At 67.8% G+C, this 18929-nt stretch carries 18 protein-coding genes; 11 read left to right on the top strand and 7 right to left on the bottom strand.

Annotation, left to right across the window (positions count from 1 at the left end; translation table 11 throughout):
- The first annotated feature begins 102 nt into the window (after window positions 1–102).
- From HMJ39_RS16425 to gloA, 4 genes are all read left to right on the top strand, one after another.
- The gene (locus HMJ39_RS16425; RefSeq protein ID WP_194298112.1) at window positions 103–588 is read left to right on the top strand and encodes an FKBP-type peptidyl-prolyl cis-trans isomerase; all 486 of its coding nucleotides are present in this window, start codon (window positions 103–105) and stop codon (window positions 586–588) included.
- Between the two features lie 77 nt (window positions 589–665).
- Window positions 666–1112: an NfeD family protein gene (locus HMJ39_RS16420; protein ID WP_194298111.1), complete on the top strand. Its 447-nt coding sequence runs from the start codon at window positions 666–668 to the stop codon at window positions 1110–1112.
- A 20-nt stretch (window positions 1113–1132) separates the two neighbouring features.
- Window positions 1133–2092, top strand: a complete 960-nt coding sequence (locus tag HMJ39_RS16415) for an SPFH domain-containing protein (RefSeq protein ID WP_194298110.1) — start codon at window positions 1133–1135, stop codon at window positions 2090–2092.
- A 72-nt stretch (window positions 2093–2164) separates the two neighbouring features.
- On the top strand, window positions 2165–2713 hold the full coding sequence (gene gloA / locus HMJ39_RS16410; protein ID WP_194298109.1) for a lactoylglutathione lyase: 549 nt from the start codon (window positions 2165–2167) through the stop codon (window positions 2711–2713).
- Between the two features lie 36 nt (window positions 2714–2749).
- Here gloA and HMJ39_RS16405 read toward each other — a convergent pair whose 3' ends face one another.
- Window positions 2750–4459 carry an amidase gene (locus HMJ39_RS16405; RefSeq protein ID WP_228462414.1) on the bottom strand — a complete coding sequence of 570 codons (1710 nt, stop codon included), beginning with the start codon at window positions 4457–4459 and terminating at the stop codon, window positions 2750–2752.
- A gap of 188 nt (window positions 4460–4647) precedes the next feature.
- Window positions 4648–5370 carry a 16S rRNA (uracil(1498)-N(3))-methyltransferase gene (locus tag HMJ39_RS16400; RefSeq protein WP_194298108.1) on the bottom strand — a complete coding sequence of 241 codons (723 nt, stop codon included), beginning with the start codon at window positions 5368–5370 and terminating at the stop codon, window positions 4648–4650.
- Between the two features lie 87 nt (window positions 5371–5457).
- Between HMJ39_RS16400 and HMJ39_RS16395 the strand changes: the two genes are divergently transcribed.
- Window positions 5458–6471, top strand: coding sequence for a YheT family hydrolase (locus tag HMJ39_RS16395; protein ID WP_194298107.1), 1014 nt, complete (start codon window positions 5458–5460; stop codon window positions 6469–6471).
- Here HMJ39_RS16395 and HMJ39_RS16390 read toward each other — a convergent pair.
- Together HMJ39_RS16390 and HMJ39_RS16385 are read right to left on the bottom strand one after the other, a co-directional pair.
- Window positions 6452–7783 carry a hypothetical protein gene (locus HMJ39_RS16390; protein ID WP_228462413.1) on the bottom strand — a complete coding sequence of 444 codons (1332 nt, stop codon included), beginning with the start codon at window positions 7781–7783 and terminating at the stop codon, window positions 6452–6454. The two genes, HMJ39_RS16395 and HMJ39_RS16390, sit on opposite strands and share 20 nt — an antisense overlap.
- A gap of 5 nt (window positions 7784–7788) precedes the next feature.
- The gene (locus HMJ39_RS16385) at window positions 7789–8481 is read right to left on the bottom strand and encodes a TetR/AcrR family transcriptional regulator (protein ID WP_194298106.1); all 693 of its coding nucleotides are present in this window, start codon (window positions 8479–8481) and stop codon (window positions 7789–7791) included.
- A 121-nt stretch (window positions 8482–8602) separates the two neighbouring features.
- Here HMJ39_RS16385 and HMJ39_RS16380 point away from each other — a divergent pair, with 121 nt between their 5' ends.
- The 6 genes from HMJ39_RS16380 to HMJ39_RS16355 all read left to right on the top strand — a co-directional run bounded on the left by HMJ39_RS16380 (window position 8603) and on the right by HMJ39_RS16355 (window position 15133).
- On the top strand, window positions 8603–10045 hold the full coding sequence (locus tag HMJ39_RS16380) for a coniferyl aldehyde dehydrogenase (protein ID WP_194298105.1): 1443 nt from the start codon (window positions 8603–8605) through the stop codon (window positions 10043–10045).
- A gap of 11 nt (window positions 10046–10056) precedes the next feature.
- On the top strand, window positions 10057–10626 hold the full coding sequence (locus HMJ39_RS16375) for a Tat pathway signal protein (RefSeq protein WP_161382701.1): 570 nt from the start codon (window positions 10057–10059) through the stop codon (window positions 10624–10626).
- 27 nt (window positions 10627–10653) lie between these two features.
- Window positions 10654–12261: a GMC family oxidoreductase gene (locus HMJ39_RS16370; RefSeq protein ID WP_194298104.1), complete on the top strand. Its 1608-nt coding sequence runs from the start codon at window positions 10654–10656 to the stop codon at window positions 12259–12261.
- 141 nt (window positions 12262–12402) lie between these two features.
- Window positions 12403–12894, top strand: coding sequence for a pantetheine-phosphate adenylyltransferase (gene coaD / locus HMJ39_RS16365; protein ID WP_161382703.1), 492 nt, complete (start codon window positions 12403–12405; stop codon window positions 12892–12894).
- 39 nt (window positions 12895–12933) lie between these two features.
- Window positions 12934–14616, top strand: coding sequence for a gamma-glutamyltransferase (gene ggt / locus HMJ39_RS16360; RefSeq protein WP_323370924.1), 1683 nt, complete (start codon window positions 12934–12936; stop codon window positions 14614–14616).
- Between the two features lie 91 nt (window positions 14617–14707).
- A complete protein-coding gene (locus HMJ39_RS16355; protein WP_161382704.1) occupies window positions 14708–15133 on the top strand; it encodes an SRPBCC family protein in 426 nt (141 codons plus the stop codon).
- 95 nt (window positions 15134–15228) lie between these two features.
- Here the strand turns inward: HMJ39_RS16355 and HMJ39_RS16350 are convergent, their stop codons facing one another.
- From HMJ39_RS16350 to lpoB, 3 genes are read right to left on the bottom strand one after another with little or no spacing between them, the layout of a single operon-like run.
- Window positions 15229–17007: a monovalent cation:proton antiporter-2 (CPA2) family protein gene (locus tag HMJ39_RS16350; protein ID WP_161382705.1), complete on the bottom strand. Its 1779-nt coding sequence runs from the start codon at window positions 17005–17007 to the stop codon at window positions 15229–15231.
- On the bottom strand, window positions 17007–18299 hold the full coding sequence (locus tag HMJ39_RS16345) for a CsgG/HfaB family protein (protein WP_194298103.1): 1293 nt from the start codon (window positions 18297–18299) through the stop codon (window positions 17007–17009). The genes HMJ39_RS16350 and HMJ39_RS16345 overlap by 1 nt, the downstream gene beginning before the upstream one ends.
- 30 nt (window positions 18300–18329) lie before the next feature.
- Entirely contained in the window at window positions 18330–18923 is a 594-nt protein-coding gene (gene lpoB / locus HMJ39_RS16340; protein WP_161382707.1) for a penicillin-binding protein activator LpoB, read from the bottom strand.
- Between the last annotated feature and the right edge of the window lie 6 nt (window positions 18924–18929).

Here is an 18929-nt window from a genome sequence, read left to right as displayed (position 1 = left end):
CTCCCGATATTCATGACATGGCGCAGCATGCCCGCGTCGGCGCCACCTTGCCAGCCCCGCGCCGGCGAAGCAGAATCACCGCTCCCCGTGGAGAAAGACATTATGCCGATCGAGAAAGACAAGGTGGTCAGCCTGCATTACACCCTGTTCGACGCCGACCACGACCTGGAGCTGGAACACAGCCCGGCGGACCAACCGCTTTCCTACCTGCATGGCCATGGCAATATCCTGCGTGGCCTGGAGGATGCCCTGGACGGCAAGGACGCCGGCGACGCGGTGAGCGTGACGCTGCCACCGGAGCGGGCCTACGGGCACCGCGACGAGTCCCTGCGCCAGCGGTTGTCCGCCAAGTACCTCAAGCACGCCGGCAAACTGCGCCCGGGCAAGGTGGTGGAGGTGCGCACCGAGCAGGGCCCGCGCCGGGTCACGGTGCTCAAGGTGGGCCTGAAAACCGTGGACGTGGACGCCAACCACCCGCTCGCCGGTCTGCGCCTGCGCTTCGAAATGCGGGTCATGGAGGTGCGCGACGCCAGCGACGAGGAAAAAGCCCACGGCCATGCCCACGGGCCCGGCGGCCACGAGCACTGAAATCGCCGACCATGAACCGTGGCACGGACCGCAACCGGCCACGGTGATAACCTATCGCCACCAGGAGGGAGGGGCGCATGCCGGAGTACAGTTACTGGATCATTCTGGGGTTGGTATTGGTGATCGCGGAGTTCGCCATTTCCGGCCTGGTGACCATTTTTCTCGGCCTGGCCGCGTTGCTGGTGGGAACGCTGGTCTGGCTGGGTCTGATCGACAGCCTGGTCTGGGAGACCACCCTGTTCGCGGTGCTCAGCCTGGTGCTGCTGGTGGTGGCGCGCCGTTACCTGCGCGAGCGGCTGTTCGGCCGCGAGACCCAGGGCGCCACCAGCGAGGACAGCGCCGGCCTGGTGGGCGCCCGGGCCACCGTGCAGGGTGGCTTCGAGAACGGCGTCGGCACGGTGCGCTATCGCGGCGCCCTGTGGCAGGCGCAATCCTCCCACCCCCTGAACGACGGCCAGATGGTGCGCATTCTTCGCCACGAGGGTTTGTGGCTGACCGTGGCCCCCTGGTCCTCCGAGGACTGACTTTCTAAGGAACCGATATCATGATGGGACTCATCATTCCCGCTCTGCTCGCCCTGGGCGTGATCATTCTGCTGTTCATGACCGTGCGCATCGTGCCCCAGCGGCAGGTGTTCGTGGTGGAGCGGCTGGGCAAGTACCGCACCTCCCTGGAAGCCGGCATGCACGTGCTGGTGCCGTTCATCGACCGGGTCGCCTACAAGCACTCGCTCAAGGAAATCGTCCGCGACGTGCCGCGCCAGAGCTGCATCACCAAGGACAACATCGAGGTCTCCATCGACGGCGTCATGTACCTGCAGGTGATCGACGCCAAGGCCGCCAGCTACGGCGTCGACGACTATGTGCTGGCCGCCCAGCAACTGGCCCAGACCACCCTGCGTTCGGTGATCGGCAAGATCGACCTGGACAAGACCTTCGAGGAACGCGCCGAGATCAACATGGAAGTGGTGCGCGCCGTGGACGAGGCGGCCCAGCCCTGGGGCGTGAAGGTGCTGCGCTACGAGGTGGCGGACATCAACCTGCCGGCCTCGATCAAGGACGCCATGGAGAAACAGGTGCGCGCCGAACGGGAACGCCGCGCCGTGGTGGCGGAATCCGAAGGCGACCGCCAGGCCGCCATCAACCGCTCCGAAGGGGACCGTCAGGCGGCGATCAACCGGTCCGAGGGCGAGAAGCAGGAGATGATCAATATCTCCGAGGGTGAAAAGCTCAAGCAGATCAACGAGGCCCAGGGCCGCGCCGAGCAGATCCAGCTGATCGCCAACGCCACCGCCGAGGGCCTGCGCCACGTGGCCGGCGCGGTGAAGGCGGAAGGCGGCGAGGAAGCGGTGAGCCTGCGCATCGCCGAACAGTATGTTTCGGCCTTCGAGAAACTGGCCAAGGAATCCACCACCCTGCTGCTGCCGTCCAACCTCAGCGACGTGGGCGGCACCGTGGCCGGCCTGCAGAAAGTGCTCAAGAAGATCGACGCTACCCAGCCTTGAGTGGGCGGACCTTGAAATCAGCGCCCGGGGTGCCATTCTTTCGGTTCCCCTAGCGCTGACAGGACCTCGATCATGCCCCGCCATTTCGAAACCGCGCCCGGCCTGTGCGACAAGCCGGACCGCGAGACCCAGTCCTACCTGTTCAACCAGACCATGTTGCGCATCAAGGATCCGGCGGCCAGCCTGGATTTCTACACCCGGGTGCTGGGCATGCGGCTGATCCGCAAGCTCGATTTTCCGGAAGCGGAATTCACGCTCTACTTCCTCACCTATCTCAACGACACCGAAGCCACCGAGGTGCCCGGTGACGACGCCAAGCGTCTTACCTATACCTTCAGCCGCGAGGCGATGCTGGAGCTGACCCACAACTGGGGCACCGAGAACGACCCGGCTTTCCGTTATCACAACGGCAATGACGAACCCCAGGGCTTCGGCCACATCGGCATCACCGTGCCGGACGTCTACGCCGCCGCCGAGCGGTTCGAAAAACTGGACGTGGAATTCGTGAAAAAACCGGACGATGGCCGCATGAAGGGCCTGGCCTTCATCAAGGACCCGGACGGCTACTGGATCGAGATCCTCCAGGCCGACATGCTGGAAAAACAGGGCGGCGCCGGCTGAACGCCGACACCGCCCCAAAACGATCCACCGACGGGATCAGTCGATCAGCGCCACCGGCGCCGGTTGTTCCTCGAGTTCCGGCGTGAAGGTGGGCGCCTGGCGGGGTTCCGCCAGCTCCTGATAGGCGTAGGCCAGCTTGATCAGGGTGCCCTCGTCGAATTCCCGGGCGAGCATTTCCATGCCCACCGGCAGCGCCGGGTCGGTGTCCGCCATGCCCGCCGGCATGGTCAGCGCCGGGAAGCCGGAGAACGGGCTGAGCCGGTTGTTGCTGCCGGCGCTCGGCGAACCGCCCACATCCGGGGCCAGACTCAGCACCGACGGGTACAGCAGCACGTCAAAGGGTTCACCGGCGGGGCGGCCACTGGCGTCGATGTTCTCCAGGGCGGCCAGGAAACGCTGGCGCACATAGTCGGGACGCTCGTTGATGTTCTTCAGATAGTCCGCGTTGTTTTCCAGGTCCGTGCCGGCGCTGTCGTAGAAGGCGAAGGTGCCGGCGTTGCGGCTCTCGTAGCCACCGCTCTGATAGACCTCCTCGAAGGAGCGCGGGTGACCGTCGGTGGTGGACGGCCAGGACGCCAGGTACTCGGTGAGGTTGGTTTTGAACTCATAGCGGGACACGCTGCGATAGTCACTGAGAATGGTGGACAGATCGGGGATGGTCACGTCCTCCACGGTGGCGCCGGCGGCGCGCATGCGCTCCAGGGCCGCCTCGATGACCCGCTGCACCTCCGCGTTCTCGCCCTGGCCGTCACCGAACAGATCCCGCACCACGCCAATGCGCGCGCCGCTCAGGGCGTCGCCGTCCAGGTACTTGGTGTAGCTGGACGGCGCCAGGGTGGCGAGCTGGTACTCGAACGGGCTGGTCATCAGATCCGCGTCGTGATCGAAGCGGAAGCGCTGGCCGGAAAACGCCCCCGGGTCGTAGCCGACCATGGCGCTCAGGGTCAGGGCGCAGTCCTCCACGGTACGGCACATGGGGCCGCCGGTATCCTGCCAGTGCGCCAGCGGCACGATGCCGTCCTGGCTGATCAGCCGCAGACTCGGGCGGATACCCACCAGGCCGTGCAGGCTGGACGGCACGCGGATCGAGCCGCCGGTGTCGGAGCCGGTGCCGACCATGGCGAAACTGGCGGCGATGGAAGAACCGGTGCCGGACGAGGAACCGCCCGGGCCCTTGGTGGGATCATAGGCGTTGCGCGCCTGGCCGCCCACGGAGCTGCTGCCGCGGAACCCGAACGCGTACTCGTCCAGGTTGGCCTTGCCGATGATGATGGCGCCGGCGTCGCGCAGTCGGGCAACACTGAAGGCATCATCCGGCGGCTGGCTGGTTTCCAGCGCCAGGCCACCGGCGGTGGTGGGCATGTCGACGGTATCGAAGTTGTCCTTGAGCAGCACCGTGACGCAATGCAGCGGCCCCTGGAAACCCTCCGCCGCGTAGCGGCTGTCCAGATCCCGCGCCTCGTCCAGGGCGCTGGGGTTCACCGCGATCACGCTCTGCAGGCTCGGGCCCTGGCGGTCGTACGCCTCGATCCGGTCCAGGTAGCCCTGGACCATGTCCTCGCAGGTCAGGTCACCGGCCTGCAGGGCCGCGCGGGCCTGGGCGATGGTGCCTTCCACATAGTTAAAGGATTCGGCCTCGCCGACCGGGTCTCCGGTGCTGTCGTCGTCGTCACTGTCGGAGCCCCCACAGCCCGCCAGCATCACCCCCAACAGCGCCGGGGCAAGCCAAACTTTCGCATTCAACATTGGAATTTCTCCAGCATTAAGAAAAACGCGACCAAGTGCGCGCGCCGGAGAAGGGATCAAAAAACGTGCCACCGGGGAAAAGCCCTGATGGGCCAAGCGGTTATACAAACAGGATAGGATTATCTACCTATCGATGGGTAGGTGGGGCGGTCTCAAGATGGCGCGCGATGCGCACCAGCAACAAGCACTCAGAGCAACAACCGTCCCGCCCACAGAGACGCCAACAGAGCCACGGGCGCGGTTTCCGCGCGCAGAACCCGCTCGCCCAACGCAAAGGGCAGGAAACCCGCGGCCCGGGCGGCGGCCAGCTCGGGGTCGGAAAAGCCCCCTTCCGGCCCGGTCAGCAGCGTCACCGCCGTGGCATCGCGGAGGGCGGCGGCGCCCAGGGGCGCTTCCCCGGGATGGGCGATCAGAGCCAGGCCGCCGGCGTCGGCGAGAAAGTCCTTCAAGGGCAGCGGCCCGTCCAGCGCCGGCGGCCGGTTCAGACCGCATTGCTCGCAGGCGCTGATCACCACCTGCCACCAGTGGTCGGCTTTCTTCACCGCCCGCTCGCCCTTGAGTCGCACCTCGGTGCGCTCGGTGTCCAGCACCCGGATCGCCGCCACCCCCAGCTCGGTGGCTTTTTGCAGGGCATAGTCCATGCGGTCGCCCTTGATCAGCGGCAGGCCCAGGGTCACCGGCACGGGGGCGGTTCGGTCCCGTTCGTGGAAGGCCAGCGGCCGGGCGGTCACGCTTTTCTTGCCGACGCTCTCCAGCACCGCCGACCACTCACCGCCCTGGCCGTTGAACAGGGTCAGCTCATCCCCCGGGTTCATGCGCAGCACCTTGGCGATGTGATGGCTGGGGCCGACCCCCAGCGCCACGGGCTGGTCCTGGGTGAACGGCTGATCGTCGAAGAAACGGCGGCTCATGGGATTCCTCTGTTCCGGGGCGGACGATGTCGGCGCTAAAGGCTACCATAGCCGGCCTGGATTCCATGCTCCGGGGGAGAGCCGTCGATGGCCGAAATCGTGGAGGCGCCGTTCCGCGCGCCTTGGTGGCTGCGTTCGCCGCATTTGCAGACGCTGTGGGGGCCGCTGTGGCGGCACGCCGATGAATTGCCCCGACGGCGCGAAACCCTGCCCCTGGCGGACGGGGACCACCTGCTGCTGGACTGGGCCGGCCCGGCGCCGGCCCCCGGCGCCCTGCGCGTGGCGCTGCTGCATGGCCTGTCCGGCAGCAGCGATTCCCATTATGTGCGCGGCACCCAGGCGCGGCTGGCGGCGGCAGGCATCGCCTCGGTGGCGATCAATTCCCGGGGCGCGGCGGCGCCCAACGACACGGCGCTGTCCTACCACGCCGGCGAGATCGACGACCTGGACGCGGTGTTCCGCCACCTGCGCGCCGCCGATTCCCGCGGGCCGCTGGTGGCCATGGGCGTGTCCCTGGGCGGCAGCCGTCTGCTTAACTGGCTGGCGCGGGCGGACAGTGGCGCCCTCAGCGCCGCCGTGGCGGTCTGCTCGCCGCTCGGCCTGGCCACCTGCGCGGACCGCATGGACCAGGGCCTGTCGCGGATCTACCGGCGCCACCTGATCGGCGAGCTGCTCGCCGGACTGCGCCGCCAGCAACGTCACCTGGAAACCGTGGCCCCGGACCAGGCCCGCCGGCTGGCGGCGCTGAATCTGAACGGCATTCGTTCATTCTGGCAATTCGACGGCCAGGTGATCGCGCCCCTGTATGGCTTCCGCGACGCCGCCCACTACTACGCGGAATGCTCCGCCGGCCCGCGTCTGCCGGCGATCCGCACCCCCACGCTGATGATCCAGGCCGAGGACGACCCCTTCATGACGCCGTCGATTCTGCCCGGCCAGGGCGACCTGGGCCCCGGCGTGACCCTGGAGCTGAGCGGCCAGGGCGGCCATGTGGGATTCGTGGCCGGCACGCCGGCGCACCCGGACTACTGGCTGGAGAAGCGGCTGGCCGCTTTCGCCGCCGGCTTCGCCGGGGTGCCGCTCACGTCAGCAGCAGGGTAAGCAGCGCCGCCAGCAGGCCGCCGGCCATCATCACCGTGATCGCCAGTACCCGGTTCCAGAGCACCGCGGTGCGCCACGCCGGGTAGCCGGTGAACCGCTCCAGCAGCAGCACATTGGCGGCGTAGGGCGTGCCCACCCCGGTCATCGCCCAGCCGCACACCATGGACAGGCCCAGCGCCTGAATCGCCGACGACGGCCAGATCGGGCCGAGCAGGGCGCCCACCAGGGTACCGGTGAGAATCGGATTGAAGCCCATCATGCCGGCGGCGTAGAACACCCAGGGCACCAGCAGGGCCGCCAGCGGGTAGCCCCAGCCGGGCAGGGCGAGGCCGGCGCCGAGATGATGCTCCGCCAGGGCGCTGACCAGGGCGCCGAGGAACGCGGAAGCGCCGACGATGACCAGCTCGTTGGAGGCCGGCGCCAGCGACGGTGGGGCGGGCCGTTCGCCGCGCCAGGCCCCCCAGGCCAGGCCCAGCCCCACCACCGACAGACAGCTCAGGGTCACCGCTCGGGGGTAACTCAAGCCAGCGCCGGCGCTCAACGCCAGGGTGCCGGCGCAGATCACTCCGATCAGCCCGGTGAACCGCAACCAGGGCCCGACCCCGGCGGTGCGCGCTTCCAACACCTCGGACTCGTCGCTTTCCGGTTCCCGGAACAGCGCCCCGGCAAGCAGGAACAGCACCGCCACCGGCAGACCCATGCCGATCAGCTGCCAACCTTCCAGACCGGGCAGAAAAGTCAGCACCACCGCCACCGAGATGGACAGCGGCGAGCACAGCGGCGCCGCCGCGAAGCCGCGCAGGGTGGCGCGGGCGGCGTTGCGGGTGCCCGCCGAATGGCCCCGCCCGTTGATGCGATCGGCGACCAGGGCGGCGACCACGCCCACGGCGCCGAAGTTGAGCGGGATCGACAGAAAGGCGGTGCCGAACGTGAGGCTGTAGTAGCGGGTCAGGGAGCGGCCCGCGAACAAACTGGAGGACAGGCTGGCCAGATCACGCGAGCGGCTCAGCACCGCCGACAGCAGGATCACCGAGATGATCAGCGCGGTGAGGATCGCCATGTTGCGCACCCCCTCGCGCAGGGCCTGGGGCTCCAGCACCGCGGCGGCCAGGGCCGCCAGCAGCATCAGTACCAGCAGCATGCGCGCCACCGGCCGCAGGTCCCGCCAGCCCAGCAGCATGGCGGTGGTCACCGCCAGCGCCGCCACCGCGTCGGCGCCGGGCAGCGGCAGCATCACGCCGGCCACCAGCGCCAGCCAGGCGAACAGCGAACGCAGCACCCATACCGGCGAATCCGGTCCGCTTTCGCCCACGGCGCTCACTCCGGGTGCACCAGCCCGTCGGCCCCGAACAGGCGGTCCAGGGCGTTCTCGTCGATGCGGTATTCCCGTTTCATGGCGTCCAGGTGGCGCAGGGCCTCGCCGCGCAGAAACGGCGCCTCCAGACAGATGATCTGATAGATGCCCTGGCGCAGCAGACGGCGATCCAGGGTTTCATCGTCGGCGATGTCCGGATTCAGGCCATGGGTAAAGCCGGACCAGGACGCCGCCAGCACCCAGGTATTGACCAGCAACGCCCGCAGTTCCTCGTCGCTGGCCTCGATCAGGCCGCTGTCGCGCAGGCGGCGATAAATCTCCAGCCCGCGCGCCAGGCTGTCCTCCACGAACCGCTTGTAGCGCTCGCGCAGGGCCGGATCCTGATGGAGGAAATGGGCCAGGTCGCGGTGCAGGAAACGCCCTTCCCACATGGATTCCAGGATGCCCTCGAAATAGCGCATCTTGTCTTCCCAGGTGAGCGGCCCCGCCGGCACCGTGAGCAAGGTCAGCAGGTGCGCCTGATAGCGGTCGAACAGGGCGGACACGATGGCCGCCTTGTTGCGGTAATGGTAGTAGAGATTGCCCGGGCTGATGCCCAGCTCCCCGGCGATGTGGTTGGTGGTGACGTTGCGCTCCCCGAACCGGTTGAACAGGGCCAGGGCGGTATCCAGGATACGGGTTTTCGTGTCGGTCATAACGGGCCAATCAGGGGCATGGAGCGGGGCGGCGGACCGGATTTCGGAAACACCATGTTGACCTCTAGAGTAATTACTCTAAAAATCAATCCAGGTCCATCACCGTCCAGGGAGACGCATTATGGTCGCCGAAATCAAAGAATTCCAAACTGGCCAGGCACAAATCGACCGCATGAAGCGGATCTTCGAGGCGCAGAAAGCCGCCTTCCGCCACCACCCTTATCCCGACGCCGATCAGCGCGCGGCCTTCATCCAGCAACTCAAGCCCATGCTGCTGGACAACATGGACGCCTGGATCGAGGCGCTCAACGCGGACTTCGGCAACCGCGCCGCCGACGAAACCAAGCTGGCGGAAATGCTCACCAGCGTGGAAGGCATCAAGTACCACGCCAAGCATCTGCGCAAGTGGATGAAACCCTCCAAGCGCAAGGTGGGCGCCGCCCAGTGGCCCGGCAAAGTGTGGGTGGAATACCAGCCCCTGGGCGTGGTGGGCATTATCGTGCCCTGGAACTACCCGCTGTACCTGGCCATCGGCCCGCTGCTGGCGGCGCTGGCCGCCGGCAACCGGGTGATGATCAAGATGAGCGAGTCCACGCCGCGCACCGGCGCCCTGCTGGAAGAACTGATCGGCAAGACCTTCGACGAGGACCACGTGGCCGTGGTCAACGGCGAGGTGGAAGTGGGCGCCGCCTTTTCCGCGCTGCCCTTCGATCATCTGCTGTTCACCGGCTCCACCTCGGTGGGCCGCCACATCATGCGCGCCGCCGCCGAGAACCTGACCCCGGTGACCCTGGAGCTGGGCGGCAAGAGCCCCTGCATCATCGGCCAGGACTTCCCGATGAAGGACGCGGTGGAGCGCATCGCCTTCGGCAAGTGCCTGAACAGCGGCCAGACCTGCGTGGCGCCGGACTACATCCTCTGCCCGGAGAACCGGGTGGACGAGTTCGTGGACGCCTGGAAGGCCCAGGTCACCCAGCTCTACCCGACCCTGCGCGACAACCCGGACTTCACCAGCATCATCAATGACCGCCAGTACCAGCGCCTCACCGGTTATCTGGACGACGCCCGCGAGAAAGGCGCCCGCGTCATCGAGATCAACCCGGACAACGAGGACCTGGCCGGCAGCCGCAAGATCCCCCACACCCTGGTGCTCGACGTCAACGACGACATGAAGATTGCCGGCGACGAGATCTTCGGCCCGTTGATGCTGGTGGTGCCCTACAAGACCCTGGACGACGCCATCGACTACGTGAACGACCGGCCCCGTCCGCTGGCGCTGTACTACTTCGACTGGAACGCCGACAACGGCCAGCACGTCCTGCACCACACCCACTCCGGCGGCGTCTGTCTGAACGACACCATCACCCAGGTGGGCGTGGACGACATGCCATTCGGCGGCGTCGGCCCCTCGGGCATGGGGCACTACCACGGCCCGGAGGGTTTCCTGACCTTCTCCAAGGCCAAGGGCGTGTACAAGAAGGGCAAGATGAACGCCACCAAGCACATCCTGCCGCCCTACGGCCGGGGCATGCACAAGCTGATCTACAAGTTCATGCTCAAATAGGAGGGCGCGCCATGAACCGGGATTCGTCCTCCCCCCGGGACGGCGTCAGCCGTCGCGGCTTCCTCAAGCTGGGGTTCTGGGGCGCCACCGCCCTGACTCTGGGTGCCGGCGGCGCCACCCTGCTCACCGGCTGCAGCGGCGACCCCGGGCCGGCGTCCGGTTACCAGCATCTGCGCGAACGGGATCTGGAGCTGCTGCGCCCGCTGATGGCGCCGCTGCTCGCCGGCGGCCTGGACGCCGTGGCCGGTGCCGGCCCCGACGATGCTCTGAAGGCCTTCGACCGATTGCTGGCCGGCGGCTCCGAAGGGGCCCGCGGGCAGCTGTTCCAGCTTCTCGACCTGCTGCAGCTGGGCGCCGCCCGCTGGTGGGTCACCGGCACCTGGGCGCACTTCGCCGACCAGGACGAGGCGCAACTCCAGCGCACCCTGGCGGAATGGTCCGGCAGCGACAACGGCTTCGCCCAGCTCGCCTTCAAGGGCCTCACCCAACCGCTGATGATGGCCTGGTACGTGACCCCGGACGCGGGCCTCGGCACCGGCTATCCGGGCCCGCCCCTGAACCTGGCCGCCCGGCCGGAATGACCCCATAACAACAACAGGAAGCCGGTCATGCAGGACCTCTCCAAGCTCAAGATCGAGAACATCGACGACCCCTGGGCGAACGCCGGGGACAAATGGGACGTCATTGACGGCGCCCGCCAGACCGACGACCGCACCCTGGAGGCGGACGTGGCCATCATCGGCACCGGCGCCGGTGGCGCGGTGAGCGCCGAGATCCTCAGCCGGCGCGGCCTCAAGGTGATCCTTATCGAGGCCGGGCGGCTGCGCAGCTCCCGGGATTTCAACCTGAACGAAGGCGACGCCTACCGGCACCTCTACCAGGAGGGCACCCTGCGCGCCACCCAGGACGGCGCCATCACCATCCTGCAGGGGCGCACCGTGGGCGGCACCACCGTGGTCAACTGGACCTCCAGCTTCCGCACCCCGGAGGAAACCCTGAACCACTGGCACCGGCGCTTCGGCGTGGCCGGCACCGGGCGCGCCGACCTGGACCCGTTTTTTCAGCAAATGGAGCGACGCCTGGGCGTGGAACCCTGGGCCATGCCACCCAACGCCAACAACGACGTGATCAAACGCGGCTGCGAAAAACTGGGCTGGGACTGGTCGGTGATTCCGCGCAACGTGCGCGGCTGCTGGAACCTCGGTTACTGCGGCATGGGCTGCCCCACCAACGCCAAGCAATCCATGCTGGTCACCACCCTGCCGGCGGCCATGGACGCCGGCGCCACCCTGATTCACGGCGCCCGCGCCCAGCGCCTGATCCACGACGGCACCCGGGTGAGCGCCGTGGAAGTGCGTCCCCTGGACCACGACAAACGCCCCACCGGCGCCGTGATCACCGTCAAAGCGCCCACCGTGATCGCCGCCGGCGGCGGCATCCAGACGCCGGCCCTGCTGCAACGCTCGGAGGTGCCGGACCCGGACGGCCGGGTGGGCAAGCGCACCTTCCTGCACGTCACCAGCTTCGCCTTCGGCCGCTACGACGAGGAAATGGCGCCCTACTACGGCGCGCCCCAGTCCCTGCACTCCGACCAGTTCACCTTCGCCGGCGGCGTGGACGGACCGATCGGCTACAAGCTGGAAATGATGCCCCTGCACCCGGGCCTCACCGCCGCCCTGATGGGCGGCTTCGGCGAGGAAGCCCGCCGCCACATCCGCGAGCTGCCCAACCTGGCCGCCTCCATCGCCCTGCTGCGCGACGGCTTCCACGAGGACAGCCCCGGCGGCACCGTGAGCCTGCGCGACAACGGCGAGCCCCAGCTGGACTATCCGCTCAACGACTACCTGCTGGACGGCGCCCGCCGCAGCCTGCTCACCCAGGTGGAAATGCAATTCGCCGCCGGCGCCCGGGCGGTGCGGCCCGGGCATATTCGCGCGCCGTTCTACCGGTCCTGGGCGGAGGCCCGGGAAGGCCTCGAAACCCTGCCTTTCAAGCCCCTGGAAGTGGCCCTGGGCAGCGCCCACGTGATGGGCGGCTGCCCGCTGGGCGACGAGCAGCGCGGACTGGTGAACAGCCAGGGCCGCTACCATCACCTGGACAACCTCTACGTGTTCGACGGCTCGGTGTTTCCCACCAGCCTGGGGGTCAATCCACAGCTCACCATCTATGGCCTCAGCGCCCGCAACGCCACCGCCCTGGCGGACCGACTCGCCTGACCGGGAACAGGTCCGGGGGGACCCTGCACCTGGGCAGTGGCTTGGGGTATGCTTGCGGGCATTGTGGGTGCCGGGGACATAGCGCGGTCGCGATCGACGCTGCCCGGACACCGTTTCCGCAGCGAAAAAGGCGAGCCGAGCATGACCAACCGTGTGATCTACCCGGGCACCTTCGATCCCATCACCAATGGCCACAAGGACCTGATCGAGCGGGCCTCGTCCATGTTCGACGAGGTGGTGGTGGCGATCGCCGCCAGCGAGAAGAAGGGCCCCCTGTTTTCCCTGAACGAGCGGGTCAAGCTGGTGGAGGACAGCATCAGCCACCTGAACAACGTGGAAGTGGTGGGCTTCTCCAAGCTCCTGGCGCATTTTTGTCGCGAACAGAACGCCAACATCCTGCTGCGCGGCCTGCGCGCGGTGAGCGACTTCGAATACGAATTCCAGCTGGCCAACATGAACCGACAGCTGGCTCCGGAGCTGGAAACCGTGTTTCTGACGCCGGCGGAGCATCTTTCCTTTATTTCCAGTTCCCTGGTGCGCGAGATCGCCCTGCTGGACGGCGACGTGCGCAATTTCGTGCCGCCCCATGTGGTGGAGGCACTGGAACTGAAAAAACAGCAGCGGGGCGGTTGATCCCGATCGCCCGATAACAGCCGGATACGGAGAAAGACCATGATGCGCGGGTTGGTTCTCGCTCTGACGTTGTTGTGCGCGGTCGCCCAGGCCGCGACGCCGGGCCGGGCGGCCATCGCCAGTGCCCATCCGCTGGCCACCGAGGCCGGTTTCGAGATTCTCGACCAGGGCGGCAACGCCTTCGACGCGGCGGTGGCGGTGGCCGCGGCCCTGGCGGTGGTGGAGCCCTATTCGGCGGGCATGGGCGGCGGCGGTTTCTGGCTGCTGCACCGCCAGGACGACGGCAAGCAGACCATGGTGGACGCCCGGGAAACCGCCCCGGCGGCGGCCACCGAGGACATGTACCAGGACGAGGACGGCAAGGTGGTGCGCGACCGCGCCATCAACGGCCCCCTGGCCGCCGGCATCCCCGGCCAGGCCGCCGCCTTTGATTACCTGGCCGGGCACTACGGCGAGCTGCCGCTCTCGAAGACCCTGGCGCCGGCGATCCGCCTGGCCCGGGAGGGCTTCCCGGTGGAGGACCACTACCGGGCCCTGGCCGGCTACCGCCGCGAGGTGCTCAACCGCTATCCCCACGCCGCCGCCGTGTTCCTGGACGGCGGCCGCCTGCCGGCGGTGGGCACCGTGATCCGGCAGCCGGATCTGGCCCGGGTGCTGGAAGCCATCGCCGAACACGGCCGGGACGGCTTCTACCGGGGGCCGGTGGCGGACAAACTGGTGAAAGGGGTCCGCGAGGCCGGCGGCATCTGGACCAAAAAGGATCTGGAAAACTATCGGGTGAAGGAACGCGATCCCATCGTCGGGCACTTCCGCGGTGGCCGGGTGATCAGCGCGCCGCCGCCTTCCGCCGGCGGCATCGTCATGATGGAGGCGTTGAACATTCTCAGCCAATTCAATGGCGGCGAGATTAGTGAGGACTTACTTCCTCATCTTACCGTGGAGGCCTGGCGGCGCGCCTACCAGGATCGCGGCCGCTATCTGGGCGATCCGGATTTCGTCCAAATGCCTGTGGATAACCTGTTGAGCAATTCCTATGCCGAGCAGCGGGCGGCCTCCATCAAGCTGGACCGCGCCACCCCCAGCAGCGAGCTGGGCGAGCCGGTGGCCACCGAGGAGGGCTTCCACACTACCCATCTGTCGGTGCTCGACGCGGACGGCAACCGGGTGGCCGCCACCCTGAGCATCAACCTGCCGTTCGGTTCCGGCTTCATGCCCAAGGACACCGGCGTGATCCTCAACAACGAGATGGACGACTTCTCCTCCAAGCCGGGCAGCCCCAACGCCTATGGGCTGGTGGGTTCCAAGGCCAACGCCATCGCCCCGGGCAAGCGGCCGCTGTCGTCCATGACGCCCACCTTCGTGGAATTCGACGACCGGGTGGCGATCCTCGGCACCCCCGGCGGCAGCCGCATCATCACCATGGTGATGCTCGGCGTAATGGAGGCCGCCGCCGGCAAGCCGGTGGAGGACTGGGTCACGCGCCAGCGTTTCCACCATCAGTTCCTGCCCGACCGGGTGCAGGCCGAGCCCGCCTTCCTGGACACCCCGGAAGCCAAGAGCCTGCGCCTGCGCGGCCACGACGTGGTGTCCGTGGAGCGTGAGTACGGCAACATGCAGGCGATTCTGTGGGACCGGAAGGCGGGCCGGGTCAGCGCCGCCGCCGACCCCCGCGCCATCGGCGACGCCGAGGTGCGCGCCCCGGCCCCCGCCGGCGCCGATTGACCGACCGGCACCGGCGTCTGGCCCGTTGGAACCTGGGCAGGGCGCCGGTGGCCGGGCAGACTCCGGGTTTCGCCTGTCAACGGGGGAGCCCATGGGCCTGCAACGCATCGAGATCGACAAGACCTTTCCGTTTCCGGTGGACGCTCTGTTCCACCATCTCAGTGAGCACGAGAACCTGTCCGCCCTGTTCGCTCCGGCCAAGGTGCGTCGGGTGAAGGCCGGCGACGTGGAAGCCAACGGCGTCGGCTCCATGCGGCGGCTGTCCTTGCCGCTGACGCCACCGTTCGAGGAAACCGTCACCGAATTCGAACCGGACCGGCGCATCGCCTACCGCATCACCAAGGGCAGCCCCTTGCGCGATCATTTCGGGGAAATGGTGTTTTCCGAGCACGGTGACGGTGGTTCCCGGCTTCAGTACACCATCGTCTTTCGCGGCAAGGTGCCGCTGCTCGGGGCATTGGTGAAGCCGGCCCTGGAGAATTCGATCCGTCGGGGTCTGAACAATCTCCGGCTCTAACGCCGGTGCATCGCGACTGAAGTTGCTCCTACAACCGTGTCGATAGCAGCGTAGGAGCGACCGGGCGGCGTTCCGCTTCAGTCGCGATGGCACCTTCATTCGTCCTTGCCCTTGCCGTCGGCGCTGGCGGCGAGCAGGGATTCCAGCTCCTCGCGCCCGCGGGCGGAAATCTCGATCAGCTTGTCGAGCTGGTCGCGGTGCTGGAACTGCTCGCGCAGCAGTCGCTCGTCCACGTCGCGGAAGGTGCGCACCACGTCGATGGCGGTGCTTTCCGGGACGCCCAGCTGCACCAGGGCGGTCTGGGCGGTGCGCAGGCTGGAATCCAGGGTCTCGCGCATGACGTGCTCGACGCCCTCCGCCATCAGCGAGTAGGCGTGGTAGCGGTCCCGGGCCCGGGCGATCAGGGTAATGTTGGGAAAGTGCTCGCGAATCAGCCGCGCCGCGCGCAGGGACGCCCGCACATCGTCGATGGCCAGCACCATCACCCGAGCGTGGTTCAGGCCGGCGGAGTGCAGCAGATCCAGCCGCGTCACGTCGCCGAAGTAGACCTGGTTGCCGAAGCGCCGCACCGTGTCGATGTGCTCCGGATTGGAATCCAGCGCGGTGAAGGGAATGCGCCGGCTCACCAGAATCCGGCCGATGATCTGCCCGAAACGGCCGAAACCGGCCACGATCACCGGCGGCTGGCCATGGGGCGCCGGCTCGTCGTCGACGCTGCGCGAGGTCCGGCCCGGCGCCGGCCACAGCCGCGCCACCAGCTTCAGCAGCAACGGCGTGGCCGCCATGGACAGGGCCACCACCAGGTTGAGCCGGGCGATCATGTCCACGGACAGCAGGTTCAGGGCACCGGCCTGGGTGAACAGCACGAAGGCGAATTCACCGCCCTGGCTGAGCAGCAGCCCGAACCGCAGGGCATCCCGCCAGGCCACCTTCATGGCCCGGGCGATCACCACCAGCACCAGGGTCTTGATCGCCAGCAGAGCCGCGCCCATGGCCAGGATGCGCAGCGGCGCGCTGACCAGCAGCTTCAGGTCCATGGTCATGCCGATGGCGATGAAGAACAGCCCCAGCAACAAACCCTTGAAGGGCTGAATGTCCGCGTCCAGCTGCTCCCGGAACGGTGAGTTGGCCAGCAGCATGCCGGCCACGAACGCGCCCAGGCCCATGGACAGGTGCAGGGTTTCCATCAATTCGGCGGCGCCCAGCACCAGCAGCAGGGCCGTGGCGGTCATCAATTCCCGGTTGTGCAGCCGCGCCAGCCAGGCCAGCCAGGGGTTGAGCAAGTAGCGGCCGGCCAGCCACATGAGGATCAGCGCGCCCAGGCCGATCAGCAGTTGCGGCTGCTCTCCATCACCGCCTCCGCCGCCGGCCAGCACCGGCATCAACAGCAGCAGCGGAATCACCGCCAGGTCCTGGAACAGCAGAATGGAGAAGGCGTTGCGGCCCTGGGGCGTGCCCAGCTGGTTGGTTTCCACCAGCATCTGCACCGCGAAGGCGGTGGAGGACAACGCCAGGGTGGCGCCGATGGCCACCGCCGCCGGGCCGCTCTGGCCCCAGGCCAGGAAGAAGGCGGTGAGCAGGGCGCCGCTGAACAGCATCTGGCTGACGCCCAGGCCCAGCAGCCGTTTGCGCTGGGCCCAGAGTTGATCCGGCGCCAGCTCCAGGCCCACCAGGAACAGCATCAGCACCACGCCCAGCTCGGCGAAATGCAGCACCGCCTCCGCGTCCGGGATCAGGCCGAAGCCCAGGGGGCCGATCAGGATGCCCGCCGCCAGATAACCAAGAATGCTGCCCAGGCCCAGGCGCTGGAACAGCGGCAACAGCAGAACCGCCGCCGCCAGTAGCACCAGCGCCTGGTTGAAGTAACCGCTCACTAATCCCAGCTCAGCGGCAACTCGGAAGAACCGGGACTTTCCGGCTGGCCGGCGGGCGCCTCGGCGGGGTCCGCGTCCGGGGCCGGCGGGCGCACCCGGTCACCGGGCTGGAGCGCCTCGCGGCGCTGGGTGATCCGCGCCACGGCGTAGTCCGGGCGCACCTCGGTGACGCGCAGGCTGGCCAGGGCATCGCTTTCCATGCGAATCGGCAGGCCGGTTTGCGGGTCTTCCAGGGTTTCCACCGGCCGGTAGGCGTTGAGCACCGTGTCCGCCTCCAGGCGGCCCTGGCCCTGGCTCAGGTAGACCCGGTCGCCGTCCGCCTTGAGCACGATCACCGGATAGAGGGTGTCCGTGGCGGCGCCGGCCAGATCCCGGGCGATGCGCGGGTAGACCAGGTCCGCCAGCCGTTCCGGGTGGCGCCAGTTATCCAGGTTTTGCCGCCGCGCCAGCTGGCGGACGCTGCCCTCGGACTGCTGCCAGTCGAACAGGCCGGCGGCCAGGATCTCGCCGCCGGCGGCGTCGATCAGCCGGTAGCGCACCCGCACGTAGGGCTCATAGCCCTGGAAGCTGGCGCCGTAGAAGGCGCGTTCCTGATCGCCAATGTCGAACGCCTCGATGTGCCCCACCAGCAGCAGGTCGGCGCCCTTGGCCTTGCCCAGGCGCAGCAGTTCCGAGGGCTCGGCGCTGCCGTTGCGCAGGATCGCCCGTTCCGCGTCGCGCTCGGCCAGGTGAGCGCGGTCGAGCACCCGGAAACGGCCGGACTGGGTGAAGGCGTCCACCAGATTGGCGCGCAGGCGGGCGCGCACCTCGGCGGCGGGCAGGCTGGTTTCGCCCAGGGTGTAGCGGTCGTCGTCGCTGGTGAAGGGGGCCACCACGATGGCCGGCAGATGGGACCGGTCCGGCCCCGGGGCGCGATGGCGCAGGATCACCGCCTCCACGTCGGCCCGCCACAGGGCGTTGTCCTCCTGGGCCACGCCGGTGACCCGGTAGCTTTCCAGGCTGCCCAGGGTGGGCAGTTGGGGCTCGGCCACCGAGGTGCGGGTGCCGGTCCAGGTGGTCACGTCACCCTGGCGCTGGATCACCCACTGGCTCACCTGGCGCCGGAACGACGGGTCCACCGCCAGGGTCACGCCGCCGGCCTGGCGCACCGCCGCCACCAGGGCGTTGGTGACCGCCTGCTCCGGGTCCTCGCCGTAGCCCCGGGCGGTCACCGTCTCGGTGTCCGCGGCCCGGGCCAGGCCGGACGCCACCAGCGCCAGCAGCAGGAACAGTGTGGAAAGCCGTTTCAACATGGGTACCTCCCTGGCGCCGGCCGGTCTGGATTACAGGCCGAACAGACTGCGTTTGCGGGTCTTGCGGATTTCCTTCTCGCCGGACCACTCGATGATGCCGCTCTGGATGTTGAGCAGCTTCAGGGTGAACTTGTAGTACACGTCCTTGGTGCTGTCGTCGCGCTTCACGATGGACGACAGATTGCCGTAAAGCATGAACTCGGCGCCGATCTGACGGCCCATCTGGGCGGCGGTGGCCTGATCCACCATGCCGGAGTCCTGCTGGTATTCCAGCTGTTCGCGGACCCGGTTCACCACGGACATGTCCACGAACCGGAACTTGCCGGAATTGATCAGCTTGGTCTGGATGGTGTCGGTGATCGATTCGGTGTCGATGTGCTCGCTGGTCTTGTTCTTGACCCGGTCGACGAACAGCACCGGGCGCCGCTCGCGGGTCATGTCCACGATCGGCGGGAACACCATCATGTCGTCCACCATCTTGGCGGCGATCATCTGCAGGTCGGTGGAGCCGAAGTCCGTGGTCACGGTTTCCCGTGCCTGGGCATCGCCGTAATCCACCTTGGAGGCGCAGCCGGTGAGCAGCAGCGCCATCGCCAGCGCCGCCAGGGACAGTACGCGAACCATTACCTT

The sequence above is a fragment of the Alloalcanivorax profundimaris genome (assembly GCF_015265435.1).
GTDB classification, from domain to species: domain Bacteria; phylum Pseudomonadota; class Gammaproteobacteria; order Pseudomonadales; family Alcanivoracaceae; genus Alloalcanivorax; species Alloalcanivorax profundimaris.
The sequence above is the reverse complement of the archived record's forward strand: the minus strand, read 5'-3'. Positions and strand labels throughout refer to the sequence as shown.

Bases quoted from the DNA above. Each gene is read 5' to 3' on its own strand.
- HMJ39_RS16355 (WP_161382704.1), top strand. From the start codon at position 14,708: ATGGGCCTGCAACGCATCGAGATCGACAAGACCTTTCCGTTTCCGGTG.
- HMJ39_RS16420 (WP_194298111.1), top strand. From the start codon at position 666: ATGCCGGAGTACAGTTACTGGATCATTCTGGGGTTGGTATTGGTGATC.
- HMJ39_RS16415 (WP_194298110.1), top strand. From the start codon at position 1,133: ATGATGGGACTCATCATTCCCGCTCTGCTCGCCCTGGGCGTGATCATT.
- HMJ39_RS16370 (WP_194298104.1), top strand. From the start codon at position 10,654: ATGCAGGACCTCTCCAAGCTCAAGATCGAGAACATCGACGACCCCTGG.
- HMJ39_RS16345 (WP_194298103.1), bottom strand. From the start codon at position 18,299: ATGTTGAAACGGCTTTCCACACTGTTCCTGCTGCTGGCGCTGGTGGCG.
- gloA (WP_194298109.1), top strand. From the start codon at position 2,165: ATGCCCCGCCATTTCGAAACCGCGCCCGGCCTGTGCGACAAGCCGGAC.
- ggt (WP_323370924.1), top strand. From the start codon at position 12,934: ATGATGCGCGGGTTGGTTCTCGCTCTGACGTTGTTGTGCGCGGTCGCC.
- lpoB (WP_161382707.1), bottom strand. From the start codon at position 18,923: ATGGTTCGCGTACTGTCCCTGGCGGCGCTGGCGATGGCGCTGCTGCTC.
- coaD (WP_161382703.1), top strand. From the start codon at position 12,403: ATGACCAACCGTGTGATCTACCCGGGCACCTTCGATCCCATCACCAAT.
- HMJ39_RS16405 (WP_228462414.1), bottom strand. From the start codon at position 4,459: ATGTTGAATGCGAAAGTTTGGCTTGCCCCGGCGCTGTTGGGGGTGATG.
- HMJ39_RS16375 (WP_161382701.1), top strand. From the start codon at position 10,057: ATGAACCGGGATTCGTCCTCCCCCCGGGACGGCGTCAGCCGTCGCGGC.
- HMJ39_RS16400 (WP_194298108.1), bottom strand. From the start codon at position 5,370: ATGAGCCGCCGTTTCTTCGACGATCAGCCGTTCACCCAGGACCAGCCC.
- HMJ39_RS16395 (WP_194298107.1), top strand. From the start codon at position 5,458: ATGGCCGAAATCGTGGAGGCGCCGTTCCGCGCGCCTTGGTGGCTGCGT.
- HMJ39_RS16380 (WP_194298105.1), top strand. From the start codon at position 8,603: ATGGTCGCCGAAATCAAAGAATTCCAAACTGGCCAGGCACAAATCGAC.
- HMJ39_RS16385 (WP_194298106.1), bottom strand. From the start codon at position 8,481: ATGACCGACACGAAAACCCGTATCCTGGATACCGCCCTGGCCCTGTTC.
- HMJ39_RS16425 (WP_194298112.1), top strand. From the start codon at position 103: ATGCCGATCGAGAAAGACAAGGTGGTCAGCCTGCATTACACCCTGTTC.